Origin of the sequence: Microbacterium gawkjiense, from assembly GCF_031932225.1 — a bacterium.
Classification (GTDB): domain Bacteria; phylum Actinomycetota; class Actinomycetes; order Actinomycetales; family Microbacteriaceae; genus Microbacterium; species Microbacterium gawkjiense.
The window spans coordinates 1-25,245 of record NZ_JAUZVV010000002.1 but is presented as its reverse complement, the minus strand read 5'-3'; the positions used below and the strand labels follow the sequence as shown (position 1 = coordinate 25,245).

Below are 25,245 nucleotides of genomic sequence, written 5' to 3'. Positions count from 1 at the left end.
TCTCAGGCGTCGCGCACGGGTTCGCGGTCGAGCGCTGCGCGGAGGGGCACCTCCTTGATGAACATCGCGAGGACCAAACCGGCGGCCACCATCGGGATCAGCATGGCGAACACGGGCGTGAGCGCCTCGTTGTACGCGCCGGTGATGAGGTCGTGGACGGCGTGGGGCAGGGCGTTGATCACCGCGGGGGTGAAGGAGTTCGTGTCCCCCGTCGTGCCCGCGGGCAGGCGATCGGTGAGAAGGTCGGTCAACCTCGCGGTGAAGAGGGCGCCGACGATCGCCCCGCCGAGGGAAGCCCCGATCTCGCGGAAGAAGTTGTTCGCCGCAGTCGCCGTCCCCACGTGGGAGTCGGGAAACGAGTTCTGAACCACCAGGATGAGGATCTGCATCGCGAGCCCGATGCCCGCGCCGAGGAGGAAGAGATAAGCCAGCAGGATCCACAGAGTCGTGTCGACGGTCAGCGTCGACATGAGCGCGAGCGCGGTGCCGACGACGATCATGCTGGCCACCGGCATCCACTTGTAGCGTCCCGTCCGTGAGGCGAGCTGTCCCGTGGTGATCGCGCTCGTCATCAGCCCCAGCACCATCGGGATCATCATGAAGCCCGACACCGTCGCATTCGTCCCGGTGACGATCTGCAGGTACGTCGGGAGGTAGGCGAGCGCACCGAACATCGCGATACCGATGAACAGGCCGACCGAGGTGGCGAGCACGAAATTGCGCGAGCGGAACAGGCTCAGCGGGATGATCGGCTCGGCCGCACGCCGCTCCGCGAGCACGAAGGGGACGCTGAAGACCACCGCGACGGAGATGAGGAGATTCATGGTGACCGACCCCCACTCGTACTCCGTGCCACCCCAGGAGGCCACGAGGATGATCGCGGTCACCGCGACCGCCATCGTCACCGTTCCCCAGAGATCGAACCGCACGGCGACGCGTCGTGCCGGCAGCGTGAGGAACGCGACCGCCAGTCCGACCGCGACGAGTCCGAGCGGAAGGTTGATCCAGAACGCCCACCGCCATCCCACGCCCTCGGTGAATCACCCGCCCAGCAGCGGGCCCGCAATGGACGAGATGCCGAAGACGCCGCCTATGACCCCCATGTACTTCGAGCGTTCCCGCACGGGGACGACGTCGGCGATGATCGCCTGGGACAGGATCATGAGACCGCCGCCGCCGAGTCCCTGCACGGCGCGCCCGACGATGAGCCACGTCATGTCCTGCGCGAGTCCACCGATCACCGACCCCGCGAGGAACAGGAGGAGCGCGCCGATGAACAGGCCCTTCCGCCCGAGGAGGTCACCGAGCTTTCCGTAGACCGGCATCATGATGGTCGCCGCGACGAGGTACGCCGTCGTGACCCACAGCATGTGGTCGACCCCGTCCAGTTCGCCCACGATCGTCGGGAGCGCGGTCGAGAGGATCGTCTGGTCGAGCGAGGCGAGCAGCATCGCGACGAGGAGGCCGGCGAAGACGAACAGGACGCGTCGCTTGTCGGTCGGAGCGGGGTCGGGGAGGACGACGGGGGCGGTCGGGGAAGTCACCCTGCCAGACTCTCGCCGATCCCCTCCACGCGCGTCCCGCCAGCGCGGCATCCGAGGTACTGCGGACGCGGTATCGTCACGATCCGGCGGTGAGGAGCCCCGATTCGTACGCGAGGATCACCAGCTGCGCCCGGTCGTGGGCATGGACCTTGACCATGATCCGGTTGACGTGGGTCTTGGCGGTGTGCGGCGAGATGAAGAGATCGTCGGCGATCTCCTGATTGGATTGCCCGCGCGCCACCATGAGCAGCACCTCCCGCTCTCGCTCCGTCAGATGCTCGAGGCCTTCCGGCGGCGTGCGCGCCGCTGTCGGAGAGGCGACGAAGCGGTCGATCAACGCCCGGGTCGCCACCGGCGACAAGAGCGCGTCACCGGCGTGCACGGCGCGGACGGCGCGGACGATCTCCTGCGGCTCCGCCCCCTTCCCCACGAAACCGCTCGCGCCGGCACGGAGCGCGGCGACGAGGTACTCGTCCTCCTCGAAGGTCGTCAGGATGAGCACGCGGGTCGCCGCCAGGGCGGGGACAGCGCAGATCGCCGCCGTCGCCGCGATCCCGTCGAGCACCGGCATCCGGATGTCCATCACGACGACGTCGGGACGATCGCGGGTCGCCGCGGCGAGCGCGGCGCGGCCGTCCGCGGCGGAGCCGATCACCTCGATGTCGCCCTCGGCGGTGAGGATGTCGGCGACCGCCTGACGGATGAGGGGCTGATCGTCGACGACGAGCACGGTGGTCATGCGTCCTCCTTCACGAGCGGCAATCGCGCGCTGAGCCGCCACCCGCCGGGAACCTGCCCCGCCGACACCGAGCCGCGGACGGCGGCGACCCGTTCCCGCAGCCCGACCAGTCCGAGCCCGGATCCGACGTGACCGTCGGGAGCCGGTGCCTCGTGCGTCGGGTTGGTGACGGTGACGACGACCGTGTCGTCGCCGATCTCGACGAGCACATGCGCGCGCATGCCCGCGCCGTGCTTGTGGGCGTTGGTGAGCCCCTCCTGGGCGACGCGGTAGGCGACGAGGTCGACCGCGCCGCCCACCCGGGCGAGGTCGCCCTCGATCCGGCTGGTGACGTCGAGATCGGATGCCGCGAACTGCGCGACGAGCTCGTCGAGCCGCTCGAGCCCCGCGGCCGGTGCCGGCATCGCGTCCTCTCCCTCTTCGGATCGCAGCATCGACAGGAGGTCGCCGATCTCGCTGAGCACCGTCCGTGACGCCTCACGGATCGTCACCAGTGATTCCTTCGCCTTCTCGGGCCGCGCGTCGATCGCGGAGGACGCGACGCCCGCATGCAGGCTGATGACCGCGATCTGGTGCGCGACGGTGTCGTGGAGGTCCCGCGCGATGCGCAGGCGCTCCTCGCTGACCCGGCGTCGCGCTTCCGCTTCGCGGGTCTGCTCCGCCCTCTCGGCTCGGTCGGTGATCGCCGTGATGTAGGCGTGGCGGGCGCGGGCGCCGCTGCCGGCCGCCGTCGCGAACGCGACGATGAGCCCGAACTGGAAGATCCGGGGGTCGATCACCCCCGCCACGGCCGCGGGCACGGTGAGCACCACGATCAGCACGGCGACGCAGGCGCCGATGAGGAACACCTTCGAGCGCTGATAGCGGTAGGCCACTTGGAACATGGCGACCCCGACAGCGACCGCGACGCCGATCGACAGCGTCCCCGCGACGGAGACCGCGCCGAACAGGGCGAGGACGACGACGAGGACCGGGATGGGGCGCCGATGCCGCCACGGCAGGACGACGACCGGCGCGATCATCAGCGCCGTCGCGACGGGTCCGGACGACTGGAATTCCGGGATCGGCGGCTGCGCGAACGCGAGCCCCGCGATGAAGATCGCGATGAGGACCTCCCGCACCCACCGCGGCACGCGGGGGCGCGGATCCGCAGGGGCGTCGGGGAGATCCAGAAGAGGCACGTGTCCAGTGTGCCCGCGCGCGGCGGGCGCGGCATCCGTTCGGCGCGGTAGCGGCGGATACCGCGGATGCGGTACGCGATCGACCCGGCGGCGGGATGCCTCTTCCGCCGGCGCTGCGGAGGGTGGAGGAAACGCACACGAACGGAGATTCCGCATGAACATCCCCATCCTCGAGGCCCGGGACGTCCGCAAGTCCTACGGCCGCGGGTCGAACAGATTCGATGCGCTGAAGGGCATCTCGTTCCGCATCAACGAGGGCGATTCGGTGGCCATCGTCGGCAAGAGCGGCTCGGGCAAGTCGACCCTGATGCACCTGCTGGCACTGCTCGATGCCGCGGATTCGGGCACGATCCTCCTCGCCGGCGACGACACCGCCCACCTCCGCGGCTCCCGCCTGAACAAGACGCGGAACCAGACCTTCGGGTTCGTCTTCCAGCAGTTCTTCCTGACCGGGACCACGACCGTCCTCGACAACGTGATGCTGCCCCTGAAGATCGCGGGTGTCCGACGCGGCGAGCGCCGGCGTCGCGCGATGGCGGCGCTCGAGCAGCTCGACCTCGCCGACAAGGCCCGCAACAAGGCCGCGAACCTCTCCGGCGGGCAGAAGCAGCGCGTCGTCATCGCCCGCGCCCTCGTCAACGACCCGCGTCTGATCTTCGCGGACGAGCCCACCGGCAACCTAGACACCCAGACCGGGGCCGTCGTCGAGGACATCCTCTTCACCCTGAACCGCGAGCACGGTATCACCCTCATCGTCGTGACCCACGATGAGGATCTCGCGGCACGCTGCGACCGACGGATCGTCATCCGGGACGGGCTCATCATCGAGGATTCGGCTGAGGAGGCGGCAGCATGAAGACGACGGATCTGATCGCCTCGGCGGTCGCCAACACGTTCCGCTCCAAGACGCGGACGATCCTCACGATCCTCGCGATCTTCGTCGGGGCGTTCACCCTGACGCTGACGAGCGGCCTCGGGACGGGGATCAACGCCTACATCGACGACACGGTGTCGGGGGTGGGCGCGTCCGACGCCATGACGGTGACGAAGAACGCCGAGTCGGACGGAGGCCTTCCCGGCCAGCCGTCCGACGGACCGCAGGAGTACGACCCGGACGCGGTGTCCAGCGGCATCCCCGGCACGACGGTCACCGCGTTGACACCCGACGACATCGACACGATCGAGGGAGTCGACGGCGTGCTGCGGGTGGATGCCGTCCGGACGATCACCCCCGACTACATCGTCGCGGGCGACGGGACCAGGTACGAGGCATCCGTCGGCAGCCTGATCCCGGGCCAGACCGTCGTGCTCGCCAGCGGCGCCGAGCCCGATCCCGACGCCGGCGAGTACGAGGTGACCATCCCCGTCACCTATGTTGAGCCGCTCGGGTTCTCCGATGCGGCGGATGCGGTCGGCGAGACGGTCACGGTGGCCGTGACGGATGCCGAGCGCACGCAGCACACGATCGATGCGACGATCGTGGGGGTCGCCGAAGAGGCGATCGCGAGCCCGACGGGCAGCGGTCTGCTCGTGAACACCGCGTTCGAGGATGCGCTGTTCGCGGCGCAGAGCACGGGGCTCACCACGGAGCAGGCCGACCGCTACACCTCGGCGACGGTCTGGTTCGATCCTCAGGCGACGGATGCCGAGATCACGGCGCTCAAGGATCGTCTCGCCGACGCGGGGTACACCGGCACGACGATCGCCGACCAGCTCGGAACGGTGAAGACGATCATCGACGGCATCGTGCTCGTGCTGAACGCGTTCGCGATCATCGCCCTGCTCGCAGCGGCGTTCGGGATCGTGAACACCCTGTACATGTCGGTGCAGGAGCGCACCCGGGAGATCGGGCTCATGAAAGCGATGGGCATGGGGTCGGGACGCGTGTTCTCGCTCTTCAGCCTCGAGGCGGCCTTCCTGGGCTTCCTCGGCAGCGCGATCGGCGCCGTCGTCGCGATGGCGGCCGGCAGCGCGATCAGCTCGGTGCTCGCGGGTGGGCTGCTCGCCGATCTCCCGGGGCTGACGCTAATCGCGTTCGACCCGGTGTCGATCGCCACCGTGATCGTCCTGGTCATGGCGATCGCGTTCCTGGCGGGCACGTTGCCGGCCGCACGAGCCGCACGCGCTGATCCGGTGGAGTCCCTACGGTACGAGTGAACGGAGGCTCGCATTCGAGCGACCGTACGACGAAGGGCCCGCCGGATGGCGGGCCCTTCGTCGTACCGGTCGGGATGACAGGATTTGAACCTGCGACCCCTTGACCCCCAGTCAAGTGCGCTACCAAGCTGCGCCACATCCCGGTCCGTTGCCCTCGCGAACAACTCCCCTATCCTAGCCGGTCCGCAGCCCCGCCGCGAACCGCCACGGGGTTCCGCGTGTCCGAGCACGGGACTACTCTGCCCGGATGACGCAGATCACGATCGAACCGGCGCGGGCCGATCGCTTCGCCGACGCCGAGCACGCCCTCACGGGCGGCGGCGACGGAGCGGATTGCTGGTGCCAGTGGTGGATGCTCGCGCCTAAGGACTTCGACACCACCTCGCAGGCGGAGCGGCGCGAACGACTGCGGATGGACCTCACCGCCGCGGTCCCCTCGGCCCTCATCGCCTACGTCGACGGCGAGGCGGCCGGATGGGTCAAAGTCGCTCCTCGCCCTGCACAGCCGCGACTCGCGCGCACGCGCAACGTCCAGCAGTCCCCCGAGCCCATGGACGACCCATCGGTCTGGGCGATCACCTGCTTCGTCGTCCGCACAGAGCACCGCTCGAAGGGAATCGCGTCGAAACTGCTCGACGCCGCCGTCGAGCATGCTCAAGCACACGGCGCCCGCGTCGTCGAGGGCTACCCGCTCGACACGGAGATCAAGCGGTTCTCGAGCAACGAGCTCTATCACGGGACGCTCTCCGCCTTCCTCGGCGCGGGCTTCACCGAGACCGCTCGCCCCGGCGCCGCTCGTCCGATCGTCGCGAAGGCCCTGTCGTGACGCGCGTCACCCTCGTTCGGGGCGACATCACACGCCAGCACGTCGACGCCGTCGTCAACGCGGCCAACCGTGCGATGCGCGGCGGGGGCGGCGTCGACGGTGCCATCCACCGTGCGGGCGGACCCGGCATCCTCGCCGACTGCATCGCACGTTTCCCTCACGGCCTCGCCACGGGGGATGCTGGGTGGACGACCGCCGGCGACCTGCCCGCCCGCTGGGTGATCCATGTCGTCGGCCCGAACCACACCGCCGGCGAACGCGACCGCTCCCTCCTGACGTCCTGCTACCGTCGGGCGCTCGAGGTCGCCGACGACCTCGGGGCGACGACCGCCGCCTTCCCGCTCATCAGTGCCGGGATCTACGGCTGGCCCCTCGACGACGCCGTCGACGCCGCCGTCTCGACCCTGCGGGACACGCCGTCGCAGGTCGCCGAGGCACGCATCGTCGCCTTCGACCAGGCCATGTACGACCGAGTCGAACGGCGGCTCGCGGCATCCTGACCCGCCTACGATGGATCCCACGATCGGGAGGGGGATGACATGGCGGATGCCGTCCGTGTGGATTCCTGGCTGTGGGCCGTCCGCGTCTACAAGACCCGCTCGGCGGCGACGACCGCCTGTCGCGCCGGACACGTCCGCGTCAACGGCGAGAAGGCGAAAGCGGCACAGCAGGTGCGTCCCGGCGATGAGCTGCGCGTGCGGATCGCCGGCTTCGACCGCATCCTCGTCGTGCGCCAGACGATCACCAAGCGCGTCGGCGCTCCGCTCGCCGCCGTCGCCGCCGAGGACCGCACCCCCGAGCGGGAACCCGTCGCCCAGATCGCCGTGCGCGACCGCGGCGCCGGCCGCCCCACCAAGCGCGAGCGGCGCGACATCGAGCGGCTACGCGGCCGCTGACCCCGCCCGGCGACGGGGAAGCGCGCGGCGGGCGACGGCATCCGCTCCGCCGACGGCGATCGCGGTCACCGCGTAGACGACCAGGTCCCTCGGGTCGAAGGACGTGCCGAGCACGAGGACGATCGGCGCGAACTCCGCCGCCCACCGGAGCGGCAGTCCCGTCAGCTGGAAGAGTTCGACGGCGACGCTCCAGACGAGCACGACACCGGCGGTCGCCCAGGACGGCCACCGCGGGACGAGCAGCACCAGCCCGCCCCAGATCGCGACCACGTAGAGGGCGTCGCCCGCGATGTCGGATGCCGCGCCGTCCGGCGCCGCCAGATGCACGACGAGCCCCGCCACGATGGCGACGACGGCGACGCCGAGCCCGACCAGCCGTCTCACGACGGCAGCTGTCCGCGCAGCCAGGAGACGGAGTGCACGGTCCCGCCGACGCCGGTCACCCGCTCCGCGAGACCGCGATCGCTCGTCACCACGACCGCCCGCTCGCCGCGTGACACGGCCTCCGCCGTGCACTCGACGATCCGATCGTCGCCGGAGCCCGGCGCCCGGGCCACCTCGACACGGCCGTGGCCGTCGGGCGCGGATCGCGCCGCCCCCTCGAGGACGGCGACCACGCGCGGGAACCACCGGTCCCCGCCGAGCCCGATCTCGGCCGCGGCCACACCGTCGTCCGCGACGCGCTCGAGGCCGGCGAGGAGACGCCCCGCGGCGCCGGCACGGTCGCGCCACCACCCGTCGGGCGTCGATCCGACGACGTTCGCCGCGTCGACGATCAGCGCGACCCGGGTCGACAGCGCGGCGCGCAGCTCGGGCCAGGATCCCGCGAACCCCGGATGCAGCGCCATGTCGTCCACGCGGTCGACCGCCACCCACTCCAGGGCGTAGCTCTCGGGGTCCGCGATGACCGGCTCGAACGGACGCACGACCGTCGCGACGAGGGTCGTGTACGACCAGACACCACGATCGAGGACACTCGTGAAGAGGGGGCGCAGGGCGTCGCCGGGCACGCCGGCCTCTTCCTGCGACTCGCGGATCGCGGCATCCGTCGCGCTCTCACCCTCGTGGCGTGCTCCCCCGGGAATCCCCCACGTCCCGCCGAAGTGGCTCCACGACACCCGGTGCTGCAGCAGGATGCCGCGCTCCGGGTCGTGTGCGAGAAGTCCCGCCGCTCCGAATCGGCCCCAGTACTTCTCCCCACTGTCGGCGATCACCCACGCGTCGCCGGGATCGCGCGGCCCGAGCGGGCGACGCGGCTCACCGGGATCGGGCGGGCGGATGGTCACCCGACCAGCCTCTCACGCAGCGCGCCGCGCGGCGCGGCATCCGTCACCGGCCGACGCACGCAGACGAGGAGATGACGGTTCTCGAGGACCGATCCGGACGGATGCCTCCTCGGGACGCGTCATCTCCTCGCGAAGCGACGGCCAAGCGACCGCGAAGCGACGGCGCTCAGCGCTGGCGACGCTCGCGCACCCGCATGTTCGTGACGATCGGGGTGCCCTCGAAACCGAAGATCTCGCGCAGGCGTCGCTGGATGAACCGGCGGTAGCCCGGGTCGAGGAACCCGGTCGTGAACAGCACGAATGTCGGCGGACGTGTCGAGGCCTGCGTCCCGAACAGGATGCGGGGCTGCTTGCCGCCGCGCAGCGGATGCGGGTGCTCGGCGATGAGTTCGGCGAGGAACGCGTTGAACTTGCCGGTCGGGATACGCTGATCCCACGACTCGAGCGCGGTCTCGAGGGCCGGGACCAGCTTGTCGAGGTGGCGGCCGGTGCGCGCCGACAGGTTGACGCGCGGCGCCCACGTGACGTGCGCGAGGTCCTGCTCGATCTCGCGCTCGAGGTAGCGGCGACGGTCGGCGTTGTCCATGTCGTCGTCGTTCAGGCGGTCCCACTTGTTGAACGCGAGGACGAGCGCGCGGCCGGACTCGAGCACCAGGTCGATGATGTTGAGGTCCTGCACGCTGATCGACTCGGTCACGTCGAGAACGACGACGGCGACCTCGGCCTTCTCGAGCGCCGCGCTCGTGCGGAGCGACGCGTAGAAGTCGGCGCCCTGCTGCAGGTGCACGCGACGACGGATGCCGGCAGTGTCGACGAGACGCCACAGCTTGCCGCCGAGCTCCACGACCTCGTCCACGGGGTCGCGGGTGGTGCCGGCGAGGTCGTTGACGACGACGCGCTCCTCCCCCGCCGCCTTGTTGAGGAGCGAGGACTTGCCGACGTTCGGCCGGCCGAGGATCGCGACCCGGCGCGGTCCGCCGAGCTCGTTCTTCGCGACGGCCGAGATCTCGGGGAGCACCTTCATGACCTCGTCGAGGAGGTCCGCGACGCCGCGGCCGTGGATGGCCGAGACGGGGTGCGGCTCACCGAGGCCGAGGTTCCAGAGCGCTGCAGCCTCGGGCTCCTGGCGGGCGTCGTCGATCTTGTTGGCGACGAGGAAGACCGGCTTGTCGGTCTTGCGGAGCAGCCGGACGACCTGCTCGTCGGTCGCGGTCGCGCCCACCATGGCGTCGACGACGAACATCACGACGTCGCACAGCTCGATCGCGACCTCGGCCTGCGCGGCGACGGAACGATCGATCCCCTTCGCATCGGGCTCCCACCCGCCGGTGTCGACAAGGGTGAACCGGCGGTCCATCCACTCGGCCTTGTAGCTGACGCGGTCGCGGGTGACACCCGGCGTGTCCTCAACGACGGCCTCGCGGCGGCCGAGGATGCGGTTCACGAGCGCCGACTTGCCGACGTTCGGCCGCCCGACGATCGCGACCACCGGCAGCGCCGGCAGCATCTCGACGACCTCGCCCCCGGCGGTGAAACCGGCGAGGAGGTCGTCGTCCTCCTCGTCGAGCTCGTAGTCGGCCAACGAGGCGCGCAAGGCCGCAGCGCGCTGCTCGGCGAGCTCCTCGTCGAGGTTGGCGAGCTTCTCCTCGATCTGGTCGGGGCCGCCTTCGTATTCGTCTTCGGCGCTCATCGTGAGCCTTCCGTTCCCGACCGCACGACGGCCAGGACGGCGTCGACGGTCTGTGCGAAGTCCAGGTCGGTCGAGTCGACGACCGTCACGCCGGGTGCGGCGGTGAGGAAGTCGACGACCTGGGAGTCGGATGCGTCGCGCTTGTGCAGCGCGGCGGCGACAGCCGCGGCATCCTGAGTGGTCAATTCGGCGCTGCGCCGGGCGGCGCGCACCTCGGGGGCGGCGGTCAGCAGGATCCGCACCGGGGCGTCCGGGGCGACGACCGTCGTGATGTCGCGGCCCTCGACGATGACGCCGGGGCGGCCGGACTCGGCCACGAGCCGCCGGAACAGGACGTTGACCTGCTCGCGGATGACCGGCACCCGCGCAACACCGCTGACGGCGGAGCTGACGCGCGGTTCGCGGATCGCCTCGGTCACCGAGGCCTGTCCCACGCGCACCCAGTAGTCGTCGGGGTCGAGCGAGATCGCGTAGTCGAAGTCGCCCGCGGCGTCCACGACGGCCGCGGCGTCCGACGTGTCGGCGCCGTGCTCGAGGACGTGCCACGCAAGCGCGCGGTAGGCCGCTCCCGTGTCGAGGTAGCCGTAGCCGAGCCGCCGCGCGGCTTCCTTGGACACGCTGGACTTGCCGCTGCCGGCCGGTCCGTCGATGGCGATCGTGATCGGGTCAGTCATTGAGGCTCGCAATCTTCCACCCGCGCGCCGCGAGTCCGTCGGTGGCGACGGTCACGGCGGACGGGACGACACTGATCTCGCCGAGGCCGAACTGGGCGCCGGGCGAGTGCTCGAGACGGAAGTCCTCGACGTTGACGTCGAGTTCGCCGAGGTCGCCGAACAGGCGCCCCAACTGGCCGGGGGTGTCGTCGACCATGACGACAACCGTCTCGAAACGGCGGTTCTGACCGTGCTTGCCGGGGAGCCGCTCGACGCCTTCGTTGCCGCGACGGATCGTGTCGGCGACCGCGCGGCGGGCGCCGGGCGCATCCGGGTCGCGGAGCGCACGGGCGACACCTGCCAGGTCGGCGGCGAGGGCGTCGAGCACCTCGACGACGGGGTCGGCGTTGGCACCGAGGATCTGCACCCACAGTTCGGGGGCGGATGCCGCGATACGGGTGGTGTCGCGCACTCCCTGCCCGGCCAGGCGCAGCGAGGCGTCCTCGGCCCCGACGAATCGGCCGGCGAGGAGGGATGCCACGAGCTGCGGCACGTGCGAGACGAGGGCGACCGAGCGGTCGTGCTCCTCGGGGGTCATCTCGATGAGGCTGGCACCGAGGTCGAGGGCGAGCCCCTCCACGACGGCGAGGTCGCGCGCGGAGGTCTCCTCGTCGCGGCAGATGACCCACGGGCGGCCGAAGAAGATATCGGCGCGGGCGGCGATCGCGCCGCCCCGTTCGCGTCCGGCCATCGGGTGGGAGCCGATGTAGCGCGAGAGGTCGACACCACGCTCGCGGAGCGTCAGCAGCGGCTCGAGCTTGACGCTCGCGACATCGGTGACGACCGCGTCGGGGAAGGCGCCGAGCTCGCGCTCGATGACGTCCGCCGTCACATCGGGCGGCACCGCCACGACGACGAGATCCGGCCGGTCGTCGTCGCGCGCCAGTCGGCCGGCGCCGTAATCGACGGCGAGACGCAGCTGGGCGGGCGAGGCGTCCGCGAGGACGACGTCGACGCCGAGGGCGCGCAGCGCGTGCCCGATACTCGAGCCCAGCAGGCCCGCACCGACGATGCGGACGAGACCGCTCGTGCGGACCGCGCGGGCGCGCGCGTCGATGGCGTCGGTCACAACTGCTCCTGAGTGGGATCCCCGGGCGGGGTGTCCGCCTGGCGCGCGAGAGTCAACAGCGCACCACGCTCCACTGTAGTCAACTCGCGTGCCCGGCCCGCTGGGAGCGTGCCCAGGTGCAACGGACCGAACTGGCGGCGGACGAGCTCCTGCACCGGGTGGCCGACCGCAGCCATCATGCGGCGGACGATGCGGTTGCGCCCCGAGTGCAGGGTCAGCTCGACGAGGCTCGTGTCGCCGCTCGCGTCGAGCAGCCGGGCCTTGTCGGCGGCGATCGGGCCGTCCTCGAGGTCGATGCCCTTCGTCAGCTGCGCGATCGTCTGCGGCAGCACGCGGCCGGTGACCTTCGCGATGTAGACCTTCGTGACGCCGAAGGAGGGGTGCGCGAGGACGTGGGCGAGCTCGCCGTCGTTGGTGAGGACGAGCAGGCCGCTCGTCTCGGCATCCAATCGGCCCACGTTGTAGAGGCGCTCGGGCCAGTCCTTCGTGAAGCGGCGGAGGTCGGGGCGACCCTGGTCGTCCTTCATGGAGGAGACGACACCGGTCGGCTTGTTGAGGATGACGTAGCGCTTGCTCGTGTCGAGCTGGACCGCGGTCCCGTCGACGTCGACCAGGTCGTGCGCGGGGTCGATGCGCGAGCCCAGTTCGGTCACGACGACGCCGTTGACCCGCACCCGGCCCTCGACGATGTACTGCTCGCAGACGCGCCGCGAGGCGACGCCCGCGCCCGCGAGCACCTTCTGCAGCCGGACCCGGTTCTCGTCGGACTGGTCGTTCATCGGATGGTCTCTCCTTCGAATCCCGCGGAGCCGTCGTCCAGCAGCGGGGAGATGGGTGGCAGCTCGTCGAGGGAGTTGATCCCCAGGTGTCCGAGCAGCGCATCGGTGGTGCGGTAGTTGATGGCGCCCGTCTCGGGGTCGGTGAACGCCTCGGTGATGAGGCCGCGCGCGAGGAGCGTCCGGACGACGGAGTCGACGTTCACCGCGCGGATCGAGGCGACCTGGCTGCGCGACACGGGCTGCTTGTAGGCGATGACGGCGAGGGTCTCGAGCGCGGCCTGCGACAGCCGGGACGGCGCCTGACCGTTGACGAACTCGGCGACCAGGTCGTCGTGCTCCTCGCGGACGTAGAACCGCCAGCCCCCGCCGACCTCCCGCAGCTCGAAGCCGCGGCGCGGCCCCGACCGATCGCCGTCGTAGTCGGCGACGAGCTCCTCGATCGCCCGGCGGACCGAAGCGACGGGCGCACCGACGGCCGCCGCGAGCGAGACGAGGCTCTGCGGCTCGTCGATGATCATGAGGATCGCCTCGAGACGCCGCGCGATGTCGGCGGGCTCCTGCGAACGGGGCGGCGCCTCGGCCTCGGCGGCGTCGACGCCGGCGGTGTCATCGGTCATAGTCGGCTCCCAGGGTGGCGAGGTTCTCTTCGGACCACCGCTCGGCGGTCCAGCGCAGGGTCAGCTCCCCCAACGGCTCGAGCTGCTCGAACGAGAGCGCGGCGTGGCGGTAGAGCTCGAGGACGGCGATGAAGCGCGCGACGACGACACCGGTCTGCGGCACTCCGGCGACGAGGTCGCGGAAGTTGAGCTGGCCGGCGTCGCGCAGCAGCGTCACCACGACGGCGGCCTGCTCGCGGATCGACACAAGTGGCGCGTGCAGGTGGTCGAGCCCGACGTGCGGGATCTCCTTCGGTGCGAAGGCGAGCACGGCGATGGCGGCGAAGTCCTCGGGCGAGAGCGTCCACACCAGCTCGGGGACCGCCCGCCGGTGCTTCTCGTCGAGCCGCACGGCACGCGTGTGACGTTTGCCCTCGCGCTCGAGGCAGCGCGCGAACCACGCCGACACCTCCTTGAACGCGCGGTACTGCAGCAGACGCGCGAACAGCAGGTCGCGCGCCTCGAGGAGGGCGACCGACTCGGCATCCACCAGTTCGCCCTGCGGCAGCAGACCCGCGACCTTCATGTCGAGCAGCGTCGCCGCGACGACGAGGAACTCGGATGCCTGGTCGAGCTCGGCATCGTCGTCGAGGCCCTTCAGGTAGGAGATGAACTCGTCGGTCACCTTGCTGAGCGAGACCTCGGTGATGTCGAGCTCGTGCTTCGAGATCAGGGTCAGCAGCAGGTCGAAGGGACCGTCGAAGTTGCCGAGGGAGACGCGGAACCGGTCGCCGCCGGTCTCGGTCGTGTCCGCCTCGGAAGGCGCGGCGTCGGCGTCCGGGACGTCCTCAGGCGACGGCGCCACGGGCGACCAGCTCCCGCGCGAGGCGCAGGTACGCCTGGGCGGCGGAGTGCTCGGGAGCGAACTTCGTGATCGGCACCCCGGCGACCGAGGCGTCGGGGAACTTCACCGTGCGGCCGATCACCGTCTCGAGCACGTCGTCGCCGAACGCGTCGACGACCCGCTCGAGGACCTCGCGCGAGTGCAGCGTGCGAGGGTCGTACATCGTGGCGAGCACGCCGTCGAGCTGGATGGCGGGGTTCAGCCGGTCACGCACCTTGTCGATGGTCTCGATGAGCAGTGCGACGCCGCGGAGCGCGAAGAACTCGCACTCGAGCGGGATGAGGACGCCGTGGCTCGCGGTCAGGGCGTTGACCGTCAGCAGCCCGAGCGAAGGCTGGCAGTCGATGAGGATGACGTCGTAGTCCCCCGCGACCTTGCGCAGGACGCGGGCGAGGATCGTCTCGCGGGCGACCTCGTTGACGAGGTGCACTTCGGCGGCCGACAGGTCGATGTTGGCGGGGAGGATGTCGAGGCCGTCGACGGACGTCGTGACGATGACCTCGTTCGGGTCGCGCTTCGGGTCGAGGAGCAGGTCGTAGATCGTCGCGGTCTCGTGCGTCTGCACACCGAGCCCGGCCGACAGCGCGCCCTGCGGGTCGAAGTCGACCGCCAGCACGCGGCGACCGTACGACGCGAGACCGGCCGCCAGGTTGATGGTGGTCGTCGTCTTGCCGACGCCGCCCTTCTGGTTGCACAGCGAGATGATGCGCGCGGGCCCGTGGCCGTCGAGCTTCGGAGGGGTCGGGAAGCCGTGGTACGGACGTCCCGTCGGCCCCATCGGGGTGTCGGTCGCCGAACCCGCCGCCGTCGATGCGCCGGTGGCCTCCGCCGTGCTCCGCTTGCTCGCCACTGATCTCCTGCCTTCGCCGTGCTCACCCGAGTCTAGTCACCGCCGCGGCCCCGACGAGGGAGCGACTCCCCCGCAGTGCCCGCCCCGGGTTCAGCGGGCGCGCGGATGCGACGTGAGGTACACGTCGCGCAGCGCATCCACCGTGACGTGGGTGTAGATCTGCGTCGTCGCGACGGAGGCGTGACCGAGCAGCTCCTGCACGACGCGGACGTCAGCCCCGCCCTGCAGCAGATGGGTCGCGAACGAGTGGCGCAGCGTGTGCGGTGAGACGTGGGCCGTGATGTTCGCGCGTTCCGCCGCCTGCTGGATCACGAGCCACGCGCTCTGCCGCGACAGGGGCGCGCCACGCGCGCCCAGGAACGCCCGCGGCGTCGCCCGGCCGCGCCGGGAGAGCTCGGGTCGAGCCCGGGTCAGGTACGCGTTGACCGAGGCCCGCGCGTAGGAGCCGACCGGCACGACCCTTTCCTTCGACCCCTTGCCGCGCACCCGCAGCACGTCACCGTGCCGGAGGTCGTCGACGTCGAGATCGACGATCTCCGACACCCGTGCGCCGGTCGCGTACAGCAGCTCGAGCAGCGCCCGGTCGCGGAGCCCGATGAGCTCGCCCGGTGCGGCGTCCTCGGGCGCGGGCCCGGCGGCATCCAACAGCCGGATCACGTCGTCGACCGGCAGCGCCTTCGGCAGGCGCATCGGCGCCTTCGGGGGGCGCAGCCGGCTCGTCGGATCCTCCGTCGCGATCCCCTCGCGGGCGAGGAAACGATGGAAGCTGCGGACGGCGGACTGGAGACGGGCGAGCGAGGTGGAGGCCGGGGGCGGATCGGATGCCGCCCGCTCGGCCGCGAACCTCGTGACGAGCTCGGTCGTCACGCCGTCGGTGTCGACGACGTCATGACTCCCGAGCCAGTCGAGGTAACCCGCGAGGTCACGCCGGTAGGCGGCCACCGTGTGCGCGGACAGACCGCGCTCGATCGTGATGTGCCGGAGGAACGCGTCGACGGCGCGCGCGAGCCTCACGGGTTCTCAGTCCTGCGGTCGGTCCGCGCCCACGGGGCGCGATCGCCCCGGCCAGGGGGCGTCCGGCGCACCGAGCGTCGTCCAGTCGCGTGCGTGGCCGGCAGCGGCGGCGAGGGCGGCGACGACGAGCGACGGGTTCTGCAGCCGGCGCGCGAGGACCGCGTCCACGACCTCGTCGAGGGGCACCCACCGCACCTCGATGTCGGCCTCCTCGTCGGTGCGGGCGAACACCTCGGGCGCGTCCGCGAGGCCACGGGCGAGGTAGACGCGGATCGCCTCGTCGCTCCCGCCGGGGCTCGTGAAGAAGTCGGACAGCACGTTCCACTGCTGAGCGGTGAGATCGGCCTCCTCGGCGAGCTCGCGCTTGGCTGCCTCGAGGGGGTCCTCCCCCGGCACGTCGAGGAGGCCCGCCGGGATCTCCCAGTCGCGGAACCCGACGGGATGCCGGTACTGCCGGATCAGCAGCACACGGCCCTCCTCGTCGAGAGCCAGCACGGCGACCGCGCCGGTGTGGTCGACGTACTCCCGCACGATCGTCCCGTCGCCGTAGGTGAACTCGTCGCGGCGCAGGTTCCAGACGCGACCTTCGTAGACCGTGTCGCTGCGGGTCACCGTGACGGCGACGGCGTCGTCCTGCAGGGCGGCGGCATCCGTCACGGGTCAGTCCTCGTTCTCGACGTCGAACAGCTCGCTCGCGCGGTGCCGCTCGAGAGCCGCGGCGATGAGGCCGCGGAACAGCGGGTTGGCCTCGGTCGGGCGCGAGCGGAGCTCGGGGTGCGCCTGAGTCGCGATGTAGTACGGGTGCACGTCCCGCGGCAGCTCGACGTACTCGACGAGGTCGAGGTCGGGGTTGAGGCCCGAGAACCACAGGCCCGCATCCGCGATCTGCTGGCGATAGGCGTTGTTGACCTCGTAGCGGTGGCGGTGACGCTCGGTGGCGCGGTTCGAGCCGTACAGTTCGGCCGCGAGCGATCCTTCGGCCAGCGCGGCCTCGTACAGGCCGAGGCGCATGGTGCCGCCCATGTCGCCGCGGTCGAGGATGTCGACCTGCTCGGCCATCGTCGCGATGACCGGGTGCGGGGTCTCGGGGTCGAACTCGCTCGACGAGGCGCCCTCGATGCCGGCGACGTGGCGGGCGTACTCGATCACCATGCACTGCAGGCCGAGGCAGATTCCGAGCGTCGGCAGCCCCTGCTCGCGGGCGAACTTCAGGGCGCCCAGCTTGCCCTCGATGCCGCGGATGCCGAAGCCGCCGGGGATCACGATGCCGTCGACGGCCGACAGCGCCTTCGCGGCGCCTTCGGGCGTCTCGCACAGGTCGGACGGGATCCACACGATCTGGACCTTCGTCTCCTGCGCGAAACCGCCGGCCTTCAGCGCCTCGGTGACCGAGAGGTAGGCGTCCGGCAGATCGATGTACTTGCCGACGAGGCCGACGGTGACCTCGTGCTTCGGGTTGTGGACGGCGTTCAGGACCTTGTTCCAGCGGGTCCAGTCGATGTCGCCCGCCTTCGCGCCGAGGCCGAGGCGACGGACGATGTAGGCGTCGAGGCCCTGATCGCTCAGCGTCGAGGGGATGTCGTAGATGCTCGGCAGGTCGACCGTGTTGATGACCGCGTCCTCGTCGACGTCGCACATGAGCGCGATCTTGCGCTTGTTGGACTCCGTCACCGGGCGGTCGCTGCGCAGGACCAGTGCATCGGGCTGGATGCCGATGGAGCGCAGCATCGCGACCGAGTGCTGCGTGGGCTTGGTCTTCTGCTCCCCCGAGGCGCCCATGAAGGGCACGAGCGAGACGTGCACGAAGAAGACGTTGTCGCGGCCGAGCTCGTGGCGGATCTGCCGCGCCGACTCGATGAACGGCTGCGACTCGATGTCACCGACGGTGCCGCCGACCTCGGTGATGATGACGTCGGGGCGGGGCTCTTCGCTCGCCTGCAGTCGCATCCGGCGCTTGATCTCGTCGGAGATGTGCGGGATGACCTGGACGGTGTCGCCGAGGTACTCGCCGCGGCGCTCCTTGGCGATGACCTCGGAGTAGATCTGACCCGTGGTCACGTTGGCCGCCTGGCTCAGCTCGATGTCGAGGAAGCGCTCGTAGTGGCCGATGTCGAGGTCGGTCTCGGCGCCGTCGTCGGTCACGAAGACCTCGCCGTGCTGGAACGGGTTCATCGTCCCCGGGTCGACGTTCAGGTACGGGTCGAGCTTCTGCATGACGACGCGCAGGCCGCGAGCGGTGAGCAGATTGCCGAGGCTGGCGGCGGTCAGGCCCTTGCCGAGAGACGAAACGACACCACCCGTCACGAAGATGTGCTTGGTGATGTCGTTGCTTTTGCGTCCCGCGCCCGAAGAGTCCGTCACGGGCTTTCACTCTATCAGCCCCGTCGGGTGCCCCGCCCGGAGTGCGAGCGGGTGTCGCTCAGCGGGCGCGGCCGAGCGCGAGGAGTTCGCGCGCGTGGTCGAGCGCGACCTCCGAGTCGGCCATGCCCGAGAGCAGTCGCGCCATCTCGGCCGCCCGTTCCTCGCCCTCGAGCCGCCGCACGCTCGACGCGGTCACCGACCCGTCGTTGGCCTTGACGACCGAGAGGTGGTTGCCGGCGAACGCGGCGACCTGGGCGAGGTGGGTGACGGCGATCACCTGGCTCGTCTCCGCGAGCTTCGCGAGCCGCCGGCCGACCTCGATCGCCGCAGCGCCGCCGATGCCGGCATCCACCTCGTCGAAGACGAACGTCGGAACGGGGTCGGTCGCGGCGATGACGACCTCGATGGCCAGCATGACCCGGCTGAGTTCGCCGCCCGACGCGCCGCGCGCGACGGGGCGGGGCGACGCGCCCGGATGCGGCGCGAGCTGGATCGTGACGACGTCGCGACCGTGCGCGGCCTCGGGGCCGGGCTCGACGGCGACGGTCACGGTGGCGTCGGGCAGGGCGAGGTGACGAAGCTCGTCGGTGACCGCCTCCCCCAGACGGGATGCCGCCGCTCGCCGCGCGTCGGTCAGCTCCGTCGCGCGCGCGTCGAGCTCATCGCGCAGCCGGTCCCGTTCGGCCGTCAGCCGGTCGATGCGGTCGCCGTCGTCGTCGAGCTCGGCCAGGCGCGCAGAGCCGGAGGCGAGCAGTTCAAGGGCCGCCTCGAGCGAGCCGTGCACGCGGACGAGTCCGTTCAGGGCCGCCCGGCGCTCCTCGACGGCCGCGAGTTCGTGGGGGCCACCCTCGTCGAGGTCGGCGAGGTAGCCGCTCAGCTCGCCCGCGACGTCGGCGACGCGGTAGCCGAGCTCCTCGATGACGGCGGCGTGAGCGCGCAGCGCCTCGTCGGACCCGGCCGCGCGCTCGAGCGCGCGGCGCGCCTCGGCGAGCAGCCCCTGCACGTCGGGCAGATCGTCTTCGTTCGACAGCGCAGCGTGCGCCGTCGCCGCCGCCAGGCGCAGCTCCTCGGCGTTGGCGAGGCGCTCGGCGCGCTGCGCGAGCTCCGTGTCCTCACCGGGCTGGGGGTCGACCGCCTCGATGTCCGCGATCGCGGCGCGCAACTCCTCCGCCTCGCGGACGCGGGCATCCTGTTCGGTCGTCAGGGTCTCGAGGTCTGCGGCGGCGGTGCGCCAGGCATCCCACACCGCGCGGTAGCGCTCCTGCGCCTCGGCGACAGGAGCACCGCCGAACCGGTCGAGCGCCTCGCGCTGCGCGGCGGCCGACGTGAGCCGCAACTGGTCGGACTGACCGTGGACGACGACGAGCTGGTCCGCGAGGTCGGCGAGCACGCCGGCCGGAGCGGTGCGGCCGCCGACGGTCGCGCGGCTGCGGCCCTCGCTCGAGAGCGTGCGCCCGAGGTAGAGCTCGGCACGGCCGTCACCGAGGGGTTCGATGTCGCCCCCGGCATCCCGCACCCGCTCGACGACGGGGCCGTCCTCGGACACGATCCACACGCCGTCGACCGCGGCCTGCTCGGCACCGGCGCGGACCGCGCCGGAATCGGCCCGCTGGCCGAGCAGCAGGCCGAGACCCGTGACGACCATCGTTTTGCCGGCGCCCGTCTCACCGGTGATCGCGGTGAAGCCGGGACCGATCGGCAGGGTCGCCCCCGCGATGACCCCGAGGTCGCGGAGGCGGATCTGCTCGATCACGGCGTCGCCTCCGTGGCACCGCGCCAGCCCGCGACGGGCAGCTGGAACTTGCGGACGAGCCGATCGGTGAAGACCGACGGATGCAGTCGCGCGAGGCGCACGGGTCGCGTGGACCGTCGCACCACGACCCGCGCTCCCGGCGGCAGGTCGTGCGAGCGGCGGCCGTCGCTCCACAGCACGGCGCGGCCCTGGTTGCGCTCGAGGACGTCGATCGACACGGAGGTCTCGGGTCCCAGCACGACCGGCCGCGCGAACAGCGCGTGCGCCGACAGCGGCACGAGGCACAGCGCCTGCACCGACGGCCAGACGACGGGTCCGCCGGCCGAGAAGTTGTAGGCCGTCGAGCCCGTCGGGGTCGCGACGACGACGCCGTCGCAGCCGAACGACGACAGCGGACGACCGTCGATCTCGATCATCACCTCGAGCATGCGCTCCCGGGATGCCTTCTCCACGGTCGCCTCGTTGAGCGCCCAGGTCCGGTACACGACGGCGTCCTGCGCGTCGCGCACCTCGACCGACAGCGTCATCCGCTCGTGGATCTCGTAATCGCGCGCGAGCGCACGACCGATCGCCTCGTCGATGTCGTCCGCCTCGAGTTCGGCGAGGAAGCCGACGTGCCCCATGTTGACGCCCAGGATCGGGACGGATGCCGCGCGCACCAGCTCGGCCGCGCGCAGGATCGTGCCGTCGCCGCCCAGGACGATCGCGACCTCGATGTCGGTGACGTCGACGCCGCCCTCGCCGAGGACCGCCGTGTCGAGGTCGCCGAGGACCGCCGCGAGTTCCGGATCGTCGCCGGGGACGACGGGCTGCAGACCGGCCTCGTGCACGGCGGCGACGACGCGCCGCGCGCCCTCGACGGTGTTCTCCCGCAGCGCGTGCGCCACCACGAGGATGTTGCGCGTCGCGTCGGTCATGCGGCTCCCGCCAGTCGGTTCACAGTGTCCAACCATTGTGTCGGATTCGCGTCGTCGGTCGTCCCGGGACGCAGGTGGATGAGGAACTCCCGATTGCCGTGGGTGCCCGCGATCGGCGACGCGATGACGCCGTGCGTGCCGAGGCCGGCGTCCCACGCCGACCAGAGGACGGTCGCGACGGCATCTGCTCGGCGCCCGGCATCCGTCACCAGTCCTTCCCGCACGCCCGTGCGGCCGACCTCGAACTGGGGCTTCACGAGCAGGACGAGATCGGCGTCCGCCGCGCAGACCGCCGCCGCAGCTGGCAGGACGTGGGTGAGGGAGATGAACGAGAGGTCGCCCGTGACGAGTGAGGGGACGTCGGCGGTGCCGGCCGCCTTGGCCAGCGACGCGGCGGTCATGTGCCGGACGTTGAACCCCTCGACGGCGACGACCTCCGGAAGGGCGGCGATGTCGGCGGCGAGCTGCCCGTGCCCGACGTCGACGGCCAGCACGCGGACGGCGCCCCGCTCGACGAGCACCTGCGTGAATCCGCCCGTCGACGCGCCCATGTCGAGCGCGACGCGGTCCCGCGGGTCGACCGCGAACGCGTCGAGCGCCGCGATCAGCTTGTGCGCGGCGCGACTGACGTAATGATCGGATGCCGCGACCTCGATCAGCTGATCGTCACCGACCTTGACCGACGACTTCACGACCGGCTGACCGTCGACGCTCACGAGACCGGCGTCGATGAGCTGCGCCGCGTGCGTGCGCGAGCGTGCGAGTCCGCGGGCGGCGATGGCCGCGTCGAGACGGGTCGTCATGCGTGGGTGTCGCGCGGGCCCGACTCGAGGCGCTTGGCCAGCTCGTCGTGCAGGAGTGCGTAGGCGGCGGCCCGTTCGGCGAGGGGCTGATCCTCGATGACCTCGAGCGTCGAGAGCAGGTCTTCGCGGCGGACCGGACCGTCAGCGGCATCCATCGACATGCGTCCCACCCTACGCGGCGCGACGGCTGCCGCGGGCGGGCGCGCTCAGCGGCGGTGGAACGGGTCGGCGTAGAGCTGTTCCGGCACGCGGAAGCCGTAGATCGCGCGGCCGGTGTTCCAGATCGCGGCCGCTCCCGCGCGGACGAGATCGATCGGACGGTCCCCCGCGGACAGGATGTGGATGTCCGGGCCGTCGATGCGGACCGACGCGCCGCCGACCGTCGTGACGTCGCCCTTGACGATCGTCTCGGGGTACGGCTCGTGCAGCTCCCGGAGGTCCCCCACGATGAACGTCGGTCGCGACACCGTCGGTGCGGCGAGCACATGCTTCGGCCGATCGATGCCGGTCAGGACCAGTACGGAGTCGATCCCCGCCGCCTGCGCGCCGGCGATGTCGGTGTCGAGCCGGTCGCCGATGAAGAGCGGGTGCCGCGCCCCGAATCGCGCGACGGCCTCGTCGAAGATCGGCCGTTCGGGCTTGCCGGCGACCGTCGCGAGGCGACCGACGGCGGTGTGGACGGCCGAGACCAGGGTCCCGTTGCCCGGCGCGATACCTCGGGCCTGCGGGATGGTCCAGTCCGTGTTGGTCGCGATCCACGGGATCCCGCCCTGGTCCTCGGGGAGGGCGAGCGCGTAGGCCGCTTCGGCGAGCTGAGCCCAGCCGACCTCCGGGGCGAATCCCTGCACGACGGCCGCGGGCCGGTCGTCGGCGCTGCGGGTGACGGTGAACCCGGCCTTCTCGAGTTCGTACACGAGACCGTCGCCGCCGACCACGAGAACAGTCGCGCCCTCCGGCACACGGTCGCGCAGCAGCCGGACAGCGGCCTGTGGGCTCGTCACAACCTCGTGGGGCTGCGTCTCGAGACCGAGCCCGGTGAGGTGCCCGGCGACGACGCTGTCGCGTCGCGACGCGTTGTTGGTGATGTACCCGAGAGGACGGTCCGCCCGAGCCCGCGTCAGACTCTCGACGGCGTGCGGAATCGCACCGTCGCCCGCGTAGACCACGCCGTCGAGGTCGGCGAGGATCAGGTCGACGCCGTCGAGCGGCGTCGGACGTGAGCGCGAGAAAAGCCCCATCAGGCGCGCTCCCCCGGGCCGTCCTCCTGACCGGATGCCTCATCGTCGGCCGGCTCATCGGTCTCGATCTCGGCCGGCTCATCGGTCTCGATCTCGTCGATCTCGTCGATCTCGATGGTTTCGGAGTCAGCGTCGATCTCGCCGAGAGCCGCGGCGGCGACGTCGGCCCGCTGCTGCCACTGGGCGGCTTCGTCGTCACGACCGAGCTCCTCGAGCACGGCTGCGCGTGCGGCGAAGAGGCCCGGGCTCCACGGGTAGGCGGTGTCGGGGTCGAGTTCGGGGATGTCCAACTCCTGCAGCGCCCGCTCGGGTTCGCCGAGGTCGAGGCGCGCCCCGGACATCGCGATCGCGAGCTCGACGCGGACCTCGGTCGGCAGGCTTGCACGATCGACCGCGCGTCCCACTTCGAGCGCACGGTCGGGCCGACCGACGCCACGCTCACTGTCAACCATGAGGGCGATCTGGTCGTCGCGACCGGAGATGCGTCGGAACGTCCGCAGCTCGCGGAGCGCGAGGGCGAAGTCGCCCACGGCGTAGGCCGTGATCGCGACGGTCTCGCGGACGACGGCGATACGGCCTGCGCTTCGGGATGCCGCGAGGGCGTGCTCGTGCGCGAGCGCAGGATCCTCGTCGATGAGACGCGCGGCCATCGCGAGGTGCCGGGCGACCTGCTCGGCGTTGTCCTTGCTCAGGGTCTTCAGCTCGTTGCGCGCGGCACCGTTGAGGTCGCGGGCCGTCACGTCGTCGGGGACGACCGGTCCGGCGGGGACGTTCCGGCGGTCCGAACCCTGCGGCGGGCGCGAGGCGCGACGGTCGCCGTCACGCCCCTCGAAGGAGCGACGCTCGCCGTCACGGCGAGGGTACGAGGGCCGGTCCCCGTCTCGACGCGGGTAGGAGGGCCGCTCGCCGTCGCGCTTCTCGTACGGACGACGCTCACCGTCGCGCTTCGGGTACGAAGGCCGGTCACTATCGCGGCGCGGGTACGACGGCCGATCGCCGTCGCGCTTCTCGTACGGACGGCGCTCCCCATCGCGCTTCGGGTACGAAGGCCGGTCGCCATCACGACGCGGGTACGACGGCCGGTCACCGTCCCGCTTCTCGTACGGACGGCGCTCCCCATCGCGCTTCGGGTACGAAGGCCGGTCGCCATCACGACGCGGGTACGACGGCCGGTCACCGTCCCGCTTCTCGTACGGACGGCGCTCCCCATCGCGCCTCGGGTACGACGGACGCTCACCGTCACGACGCGGGTACGACGGACGGTCACCGTCGCGCTTCTCATAGGGACGACGCTCACCGTCACGACGCGGGTACGACGGACGGTCACCGTCGCGCTTCTCATAGGGACGACGCTCACCGTCACGACGCGGATACGACGGACGATCCCCATCACGCTTCTCATACGGACGGCGCTCACCGTCACGCTTCGGATACGACGGACGATCCCCATCGCGCTTCTCATAGGGACGACGCTCACCGTCGCGCTGGGGATACGAAGGACGGTCGCCATCACGACGCGGGTACGACGGACGGTCACCATCACGACGGGGGTACGACGGACGCTCGCCATCCCGCTTCTCGTACGGACGACGCTCGCCGTCACGACGCTCGGGTGAGCGACGCTCGCGATCGGTAGGCTCCGACCGCCCGCGATCCCGCGGTCGCTCGTCTCGCGATCGCGAGGAAGCAGGCGTGAACTTCCGCTTACCGCCCGACCGTCCAGGGCGCTCTTCGTCCGTCATCTTCTCTGTCCTCCCACGTACGCGTTAACGAGAAATGGCCACCCAACTCTGGGTGGCCATTTCACGAAAGAAGTCCGGCGGTGTCCTACTCTCCCACAGGGTCCCCCCTGCAGTACCATCGGCGCTGTGAGGCTTAGCTTCCGGGTTCGGAATGTGACCGGGCGTTTCCCTCACGCTATGGCCGCCG

General features: G+C 71.1%; 26 protein-coding genes, 1 tRNA gene, 1 rRNA gene and 1 pseudogene. 6 read left to right on the top strand and 23 right to left on the bottom strand.

The features are described from left to right. Window positions 1-2: 2 nt before the first annotated feature. From Q9S71_RS08195 to Q9S71_RS08185, 3 genes and pseudogenes are all read right to left on the bottom strand, one after another. Window positions 3-1,451 (bottom strand): annotated as a pseudogene (locus Q9S71_RS08195) (MDR family MFS transporter). Between the two features lie 169 nt (window positions 1,452-1,620). Beyond that, a complete protein-coding gene (locus Q9S71_RS08190) occupies window positions 1,621-2,283 on the bottom strand; it encodes a response regulator (RefSeq protein ID WP_311861756.1) in 663 nt (220 codons plus the stop codon). Further along, a complete protein-coding gene (locus Q9S71_RS08185; protein ID WP_311861754.1) occupies window positions 2,280-3,464 on the bottom strand; it encodes a sensor histidine kinase in 1,185 nt (394 codons plus the stop codon). Before Q9S71_RS08185 ends, Q9S71_RS08190 begins: the two co-directional genes overlap by 4 nt. 154 nt (window positions 3,465-3,618) lie before the next feature. On the opposite strand from Q9S71_RS08185, the gene Q9S71_RS08180 reads away from it, so the two are divergent. Together Q9S71_RS08180 and Q9S71_RS08175 are read left to right on the top strand one after the other, a co-directional pair. Continuing rightward, the gene (locus Q9S71_RS08180) at window positions 3,619-4,320 is read left to right on the top strand and encodes an ABC transporter ATP-binding protein (RefSeq protein ID WP_311861752.1); all 702 of its coding nucleotides are present in this window, start codon (window positions 3,619-3,621) and stop codon (window positions 4,318-4,320) included. Continuing rightward, window positions 4,317-5,621: an ABC transporter permease gene (locus Q9S71_RS08175; RefSeq protein WP_311861750.1), complete on the top strand. Its 1,305-nt coding sequence runs from the start codon at window positions 4,317-4,319 to the stop codon at window positions 5,619-5,621. Before Q9S71_RS08180 ends, Q9S71_RS08175 begins: the two co-directional genes overlap by 4 nt. A 69-nt stretch (window positions 5,622-5,690) precedes the next feature. Here Q9S71_RS08175 and Q9S71_RS08170 read toward each other — a convergent pair. Then, window positions 5,691-5,764, bottom strand: a tRNA-Pro gene (locus Q9S71_RS08170). Between the two features lie 104 nt (window positions 5,765-5,868). On the opposite strand from Q9S71_RS08170, the gene Q9S71_RS08165 reads away from it, so the two are divergent. Genes Q9S71_RS08165 through Q9S71_RS08155 form a run of 3 tightly spaced genes read left to right on the top strand, consistent with a single transcriptional unit; the run spans window position 5,869 to window position 7,343 of the window. Further along, window positions 5,869-6,447, top strand: coding sequence for a GNAT family N-acetyltransferase (locus Q9S71_RS08165; protein ID WP_311861749.1), 579 nt, complete (start codon window positions 5,869-5,871; stop codon window positions 6,445-6,447). Beyond that, a complete protein-coding gene (locus tag Q9S71_RS08160) occupies window positions 6,444-6,947 on the top strand; it encodes an O-acetyl-ADP-ribose deacetylase (protein WP_311861746.1) in 504 nt (167 codons plus the stop codon). The genes Q9S71_RS08165 and Q9S71_RS08160 overlap by 4 nt, the downstream gene beginning before the upstream one ends. Before the next feature lie 39 nt (window positions 6,948-6,986). Further along, window positions 6,987-7,343 (top strand): RNA-binding S4 domain-containing protein, encoded by a 357-nt coding sequence (locus Q9S71_RS08155; protein WP_064002377.1) that lies wholly within the window; start codon window positions 6,987-6,989, stop codon window positions 7,341-7,343. Here Q9S71_RS08155 and Q9S71_RS08150 read toward each other — a convergent pair. From Q9S71_RS08150 to Q9S71_RS08065, 18 genes are all read right to left on the bottom strand, one after another. Then, a complete protein-coding gene (locus tag Q9S71_RS08150) occupies window positions 7,329-7,727 on the bottom strand; it encodes a ribosomal maturation YjgA family protein (protein ID WP_311861744.1) in 399 nt (132 codons plus the stop codon). The genes Q9S71_RS08155 and Q9S71_RS08150 overlap by 15 nt on opposite strands. Then, the gene (locus tag Q9S71_RS08145) at window positions 7,724-8,629 is read right to left on the bottom strand and encodes an NUDIX domain-containing protein (protein WP_311861743.1); all 906 of its coding nucleotides are present in this window, start codon (window positions 8,627-8,629) and stop codon (window positions 7,724-7,726) included. The genes Q9S71_RS08150 and Q9S71_RS08145 overlap by 4 nt, the downstream gene beginning before the upstream one ends. Window positions 8,630-8,795: 166 nt before the next feature. Next, the gene (der, locus tag Q9S71_RS08140; protein ID WP_064002379.1) at window positions 8,796-10,319 is read right to left on the bottom strand and encodes a ribosome biogenesis GTPase Der; all 1,524 of its coding nucleotides are present in this window, start codon (window positions 10,317-10,319) and stop codon (window positions 8,796-8,798) included. Beyond that, on the bottom strand, window positions 10,316-10,993 hold the full coding sequence (cmk, locus tag Q9S71_RS08135; RefSeq protein ID WP_311861742.1) for a (d)CMP kinase: 678 nt from the start codon (window positions 10,991-10,993) through the stop codon (window positions 10,316-10,318). Before cmk ends, der begins: the two co-directional genes overlap by 4 nt. Continuing rightward, complete coding sequence (locus Q9S71_RS08130) at window positions 10,986-12,101, bottom strand: prephenate dehydrogenase (protein ID WP_064002381.1); 1,116 nt, start codon at window positions 12,099-12,101, stop codon at window positions 10,986-10,988. Before Q9S71_RS08130 ends, cmk begins: the two co-directional genes overlap by 8 nt. Continuing rightward, window positions 12,098-12,880, bottom strand: a complete 783-nt coding sequence (locus Q9S71_RS08125) for a pseudouridine synthase (RefSeq protein WP_217528247.1) — start codon at window positions 12,878-12,880, stop codon at window positions 12,098-12,100. Before Q9S71_RS08125 ends, Q9S71_RS08130 begins: the two co-directional genes overlap by 4 nt. Continuing rightward, window positions 12,877-13,497: an SMC-Scp complex subunit ScpB gene (scpB, locus tag Q9S71_RS08120; protein WP_217528249.1), complete on the bottom strand. Its 621-nt coding sequence runs from the start codon at window positions 13,495-13,497 to the stop codon at window positions 12,877-12,879. The genes Q9S71_RS08125 and scpB overlap by 4 nt, the downstream gene beginning before the upstream one ends. Further along, complete coding sequence (locus Q9S71_RS08115) at window positions 13,487-14,341, bottom strand: segregation and condensation protein A (protein WP_311861741.1); 855 nt, start codon at window positions 14,339-14,341, stop codon at window positions 13,487-13,489. Before Q9S71_RS08115 ends, scpB begins: the two co-directional genes overlap by 11 nt. After that, the gene (locus tag Q9S71_RS08110; protein ID WP_217529136.1) at window positions 14,325-15,158 is read right to left on the bottom strand and encodes a ParA family protein; all 834 of its coding nucleotides are present in this window, start codon (window positions 15,156-15,158) and stop codon (window positions 14,325-14,327) included. Before Q9S71_RS08110 ends, Q9S71_RS08115 begins: the two co-directional genes overlap by 17 nt. A gap of 162 nt (window positions 15,159-15,320) precedes the next feature. Then, window positions 15,321-16,244, bottom strand: a complete 924-nt coding sequence (gene xerD / locus Q9S71_RS08105) for a site-specific tyrosine recombinase XerD (protein WP_311861739.1) — start codon at window positions 16,242-16,244, stop codon at window positions 15,321-15,323. 6 nt (window positions 16,245-16,250) lie between these two features. Next, entirely contained in the window at window positions 16,251-16,901 is a 651-nt protein-coding gene (locus Q9S71_RS08100) for an NUDIX domain-containing protein (protein WP_311861738.1), read from the bottom strand. Window positions 16,902-16,904: 3 nt separating this feature from the next. Then, window positions 16,905-18,605: a CTP synthase gene (locus Q9S71_RS08095; protein ID WP_311861737.1), complete on the bottom strand. Its 1,701-nt coding sequence runs from the start codon at window positions 18,603-18,605 to the stop codon at window positions 16,905-16,907. 58 nt (window positions 18,606-18,663) lie between these two features. After that, entirely contained in the window at window positions 18,664-20,358 is a 1,695-nt protein-coding gene (gene recN / locus Q9S71_RS08090) for a DNA repair protein RecN (RefSeq protein WP_311861736.1), read from the bottom strand. After that, the gene (locus Q9S71_RS08085; RefSeq protein ID WP_311861735.1) at window positions 20,355-21,275 is read right to left on the bottom strand and encodes an NAD kinase; all 921 of its coding nucleotides are present in this window, start codon (window positions 21,273-21,275) and stop codon (window positions 20,355-20,357) included. Before Q9S71_RS08085 ends, recN begins: the two co-directional genes overlap by 4 nt. Continuing rightward, window positions 21,272-22,078, bottom strand: coding sequence for a TlyA family RNA methyltransferase (locus tag Q9S71_RS08080; protein ID WP_311861734.1), 807 nt, complete (start codon window positions 22,076-22,078; stop codon window positions 21,272-21,274). The genes Q9S71_RS08085 and Q9S71_RS08080 overlap by 4 nt, the downstream gene beginning before the upstream one ends. Then, window positions 22,075-22,239 carry a hypothetical protein gene (locus Q9S71_RS08075; RefSeq protein WP_157532573.1) on the bottom strand — a complete coding sequence of 55 codons (165 nt, stop codon included), beginning with the start codon at window positions 22,237-22,239 and terminating at the stop codon, window positions 22,075-22,077. Before Q9S71_RS08075 ends, Q9S71_RS08080 begins: the two co-directional genes overlap by 4 nt. A gap of 45 nt (window positions 22,240-22,284) precedes the next feature. Continuing rightward, a complete protein-coding gene (locus tag Q9S71_RS08070) occupies window positions 22,285-23,316 on the bottom strand; it encodes an HAD-IIA family hydrolase (RefSeq protein ID WP_311861733.1) in 1,032 nt (343 codons plus the stop codon). Next, a complete protein-coding gene (locus Q9S71_RS08065; protein WP_311861731.1) occupies window positions 23,316-23,966 on the bottom strand; it encodes a hypothetical protein in 651 nt (216 codons plus the stop codon). Before Q9S71_RS08065 ends, Q9S71_RS08070 begins: the two co-directional genes overlap by 1 nt. Between Q9S71_RS08065 and Q9S71_RS08060 the strand changes: the two genes are divergently transcribed. After that, entirely contained in the window at window positions 23,925-24,932 is a 1,008-nt protein-coding gene (locus Q9S71_RS08060; RefSeq protein WP_311861730.1) for a hypothetical protein, read from the top strand. The genes Q9S71_RS08065 and Q9S71_RS08060 overlap by 42 nt on opposite strands. A 198-nt stretch (window positions 24,933-25,130) precedes the next feature. Here Q9S71_RS08060 and rrf read toward each other — a convergent pair. Continuing rightward, window positions 25,131-25,245, bottom strand: a 5S ribosomal RNA gene (gene rrf / locus Q9S71_RS08055); the annotation flags it as partial.

Coding starts and splice junctions, on each gene's coding strand:
- Q9S71_RS08190 (WP_311861756.1), bottom strand. CDS start 2,283: ATGACCACCGTGCTCGTCGTCGACGATCAGCCCCTCATCCGTCAGGCG.
- Q9S71_RS08180 (WP_311861752.1), top strand. CDS start 3,619: ATGAACATCCCCATCCTCGAGGCCCGGGACGTCCGCAAGTCCTACGGC.
- Q9S71_RS08175 (WP_311861750.1), top strand. CDS start 4,317: ATGAAGACGACGGATCTGATCGCCTCGGCGGTCGCCAACACGTTCCGC.
- Q9S71_RS08165 (WP_311861749.1), top strand. CDS start 5,869: ATGACGCAGATCACGATCGAACCGGCGCGGGCCGATCGCTTCGCCGAC.
- Q9S71_RS08155 (WP_064002377.1), top strand. CDS start 6,987: ATGGCGGATGCCGTCCGTGTGGATTCCTGGCTGTGGGCCGTCCGCGTC.
- der (WP_064002379.1), bottom strand. CDS start 10,319: ATGAGCGCCGAAGACGAATACGAAGGCGGCCCCGACCAGATCGAGGAG.
- cmk (WP_311861742.1), bottom strand. CDS start 10,993: ATGACTGACCCGATCACGATCGCCATCGACGGACCGGCCGGCAGCGGC.
- Q9S71_RS08125 (WP_217528247.1), bottom strand. CDS start 12,880: ATGAACGACCAGTCCGACGAGAACCGGGTCCGGCTGCAGAAGGTGCTC.
- scpB (WP_217528249.1), bottom strand. CDS start 13,497: ATGACCGATGACACCGCCGGCGTCGACGCCGCCGAGGCCGAGGCGCCG.
- Q9S71_RS08110 (WP_217529136.1), bottom strand. CDS start 15,158: ATGGGGCCGACGGGACGTCCGTACCACGGCTTCCCGACCCCTCCGAAG.
- Q9S71_RS08085 (WP_311861735.1), bottom strand. CDS start 21,275: ATGACCGACGCGACGCGCAACATCCTCGTGGTGGCGCACGCGCTGCGG.
- Q9S71_RS08080 (WP_311861734.1), bottom strand. CDS start 22,078: ATGACGACCCGTCTCGACGCGGCCATCGCCGCCCGCGGACTCGCACGC.
- Q9S71_RS08075 (WP_157532573.1), bottom strand. CDS start 22,239: ATGTCGATGGATGCCGCTGACGGTCCGGTCCGCCGCGAAGACCTGCTC.
- Q9S71_RS08070 (WP_311861733.1), bottom strand. CDS start 23,316: ATGGGGCTTTTCTCGCGCTCACGTCCGACGCCGCTCGACGGCGTCGAC.
- Q9S71_RS08065 (WP_311861731.1), bottom strand. CDS start 23,966: ATGGCCGCGCGTCTCATCGACGAGGATCCTGCGCTCGCGCACGAGCAC.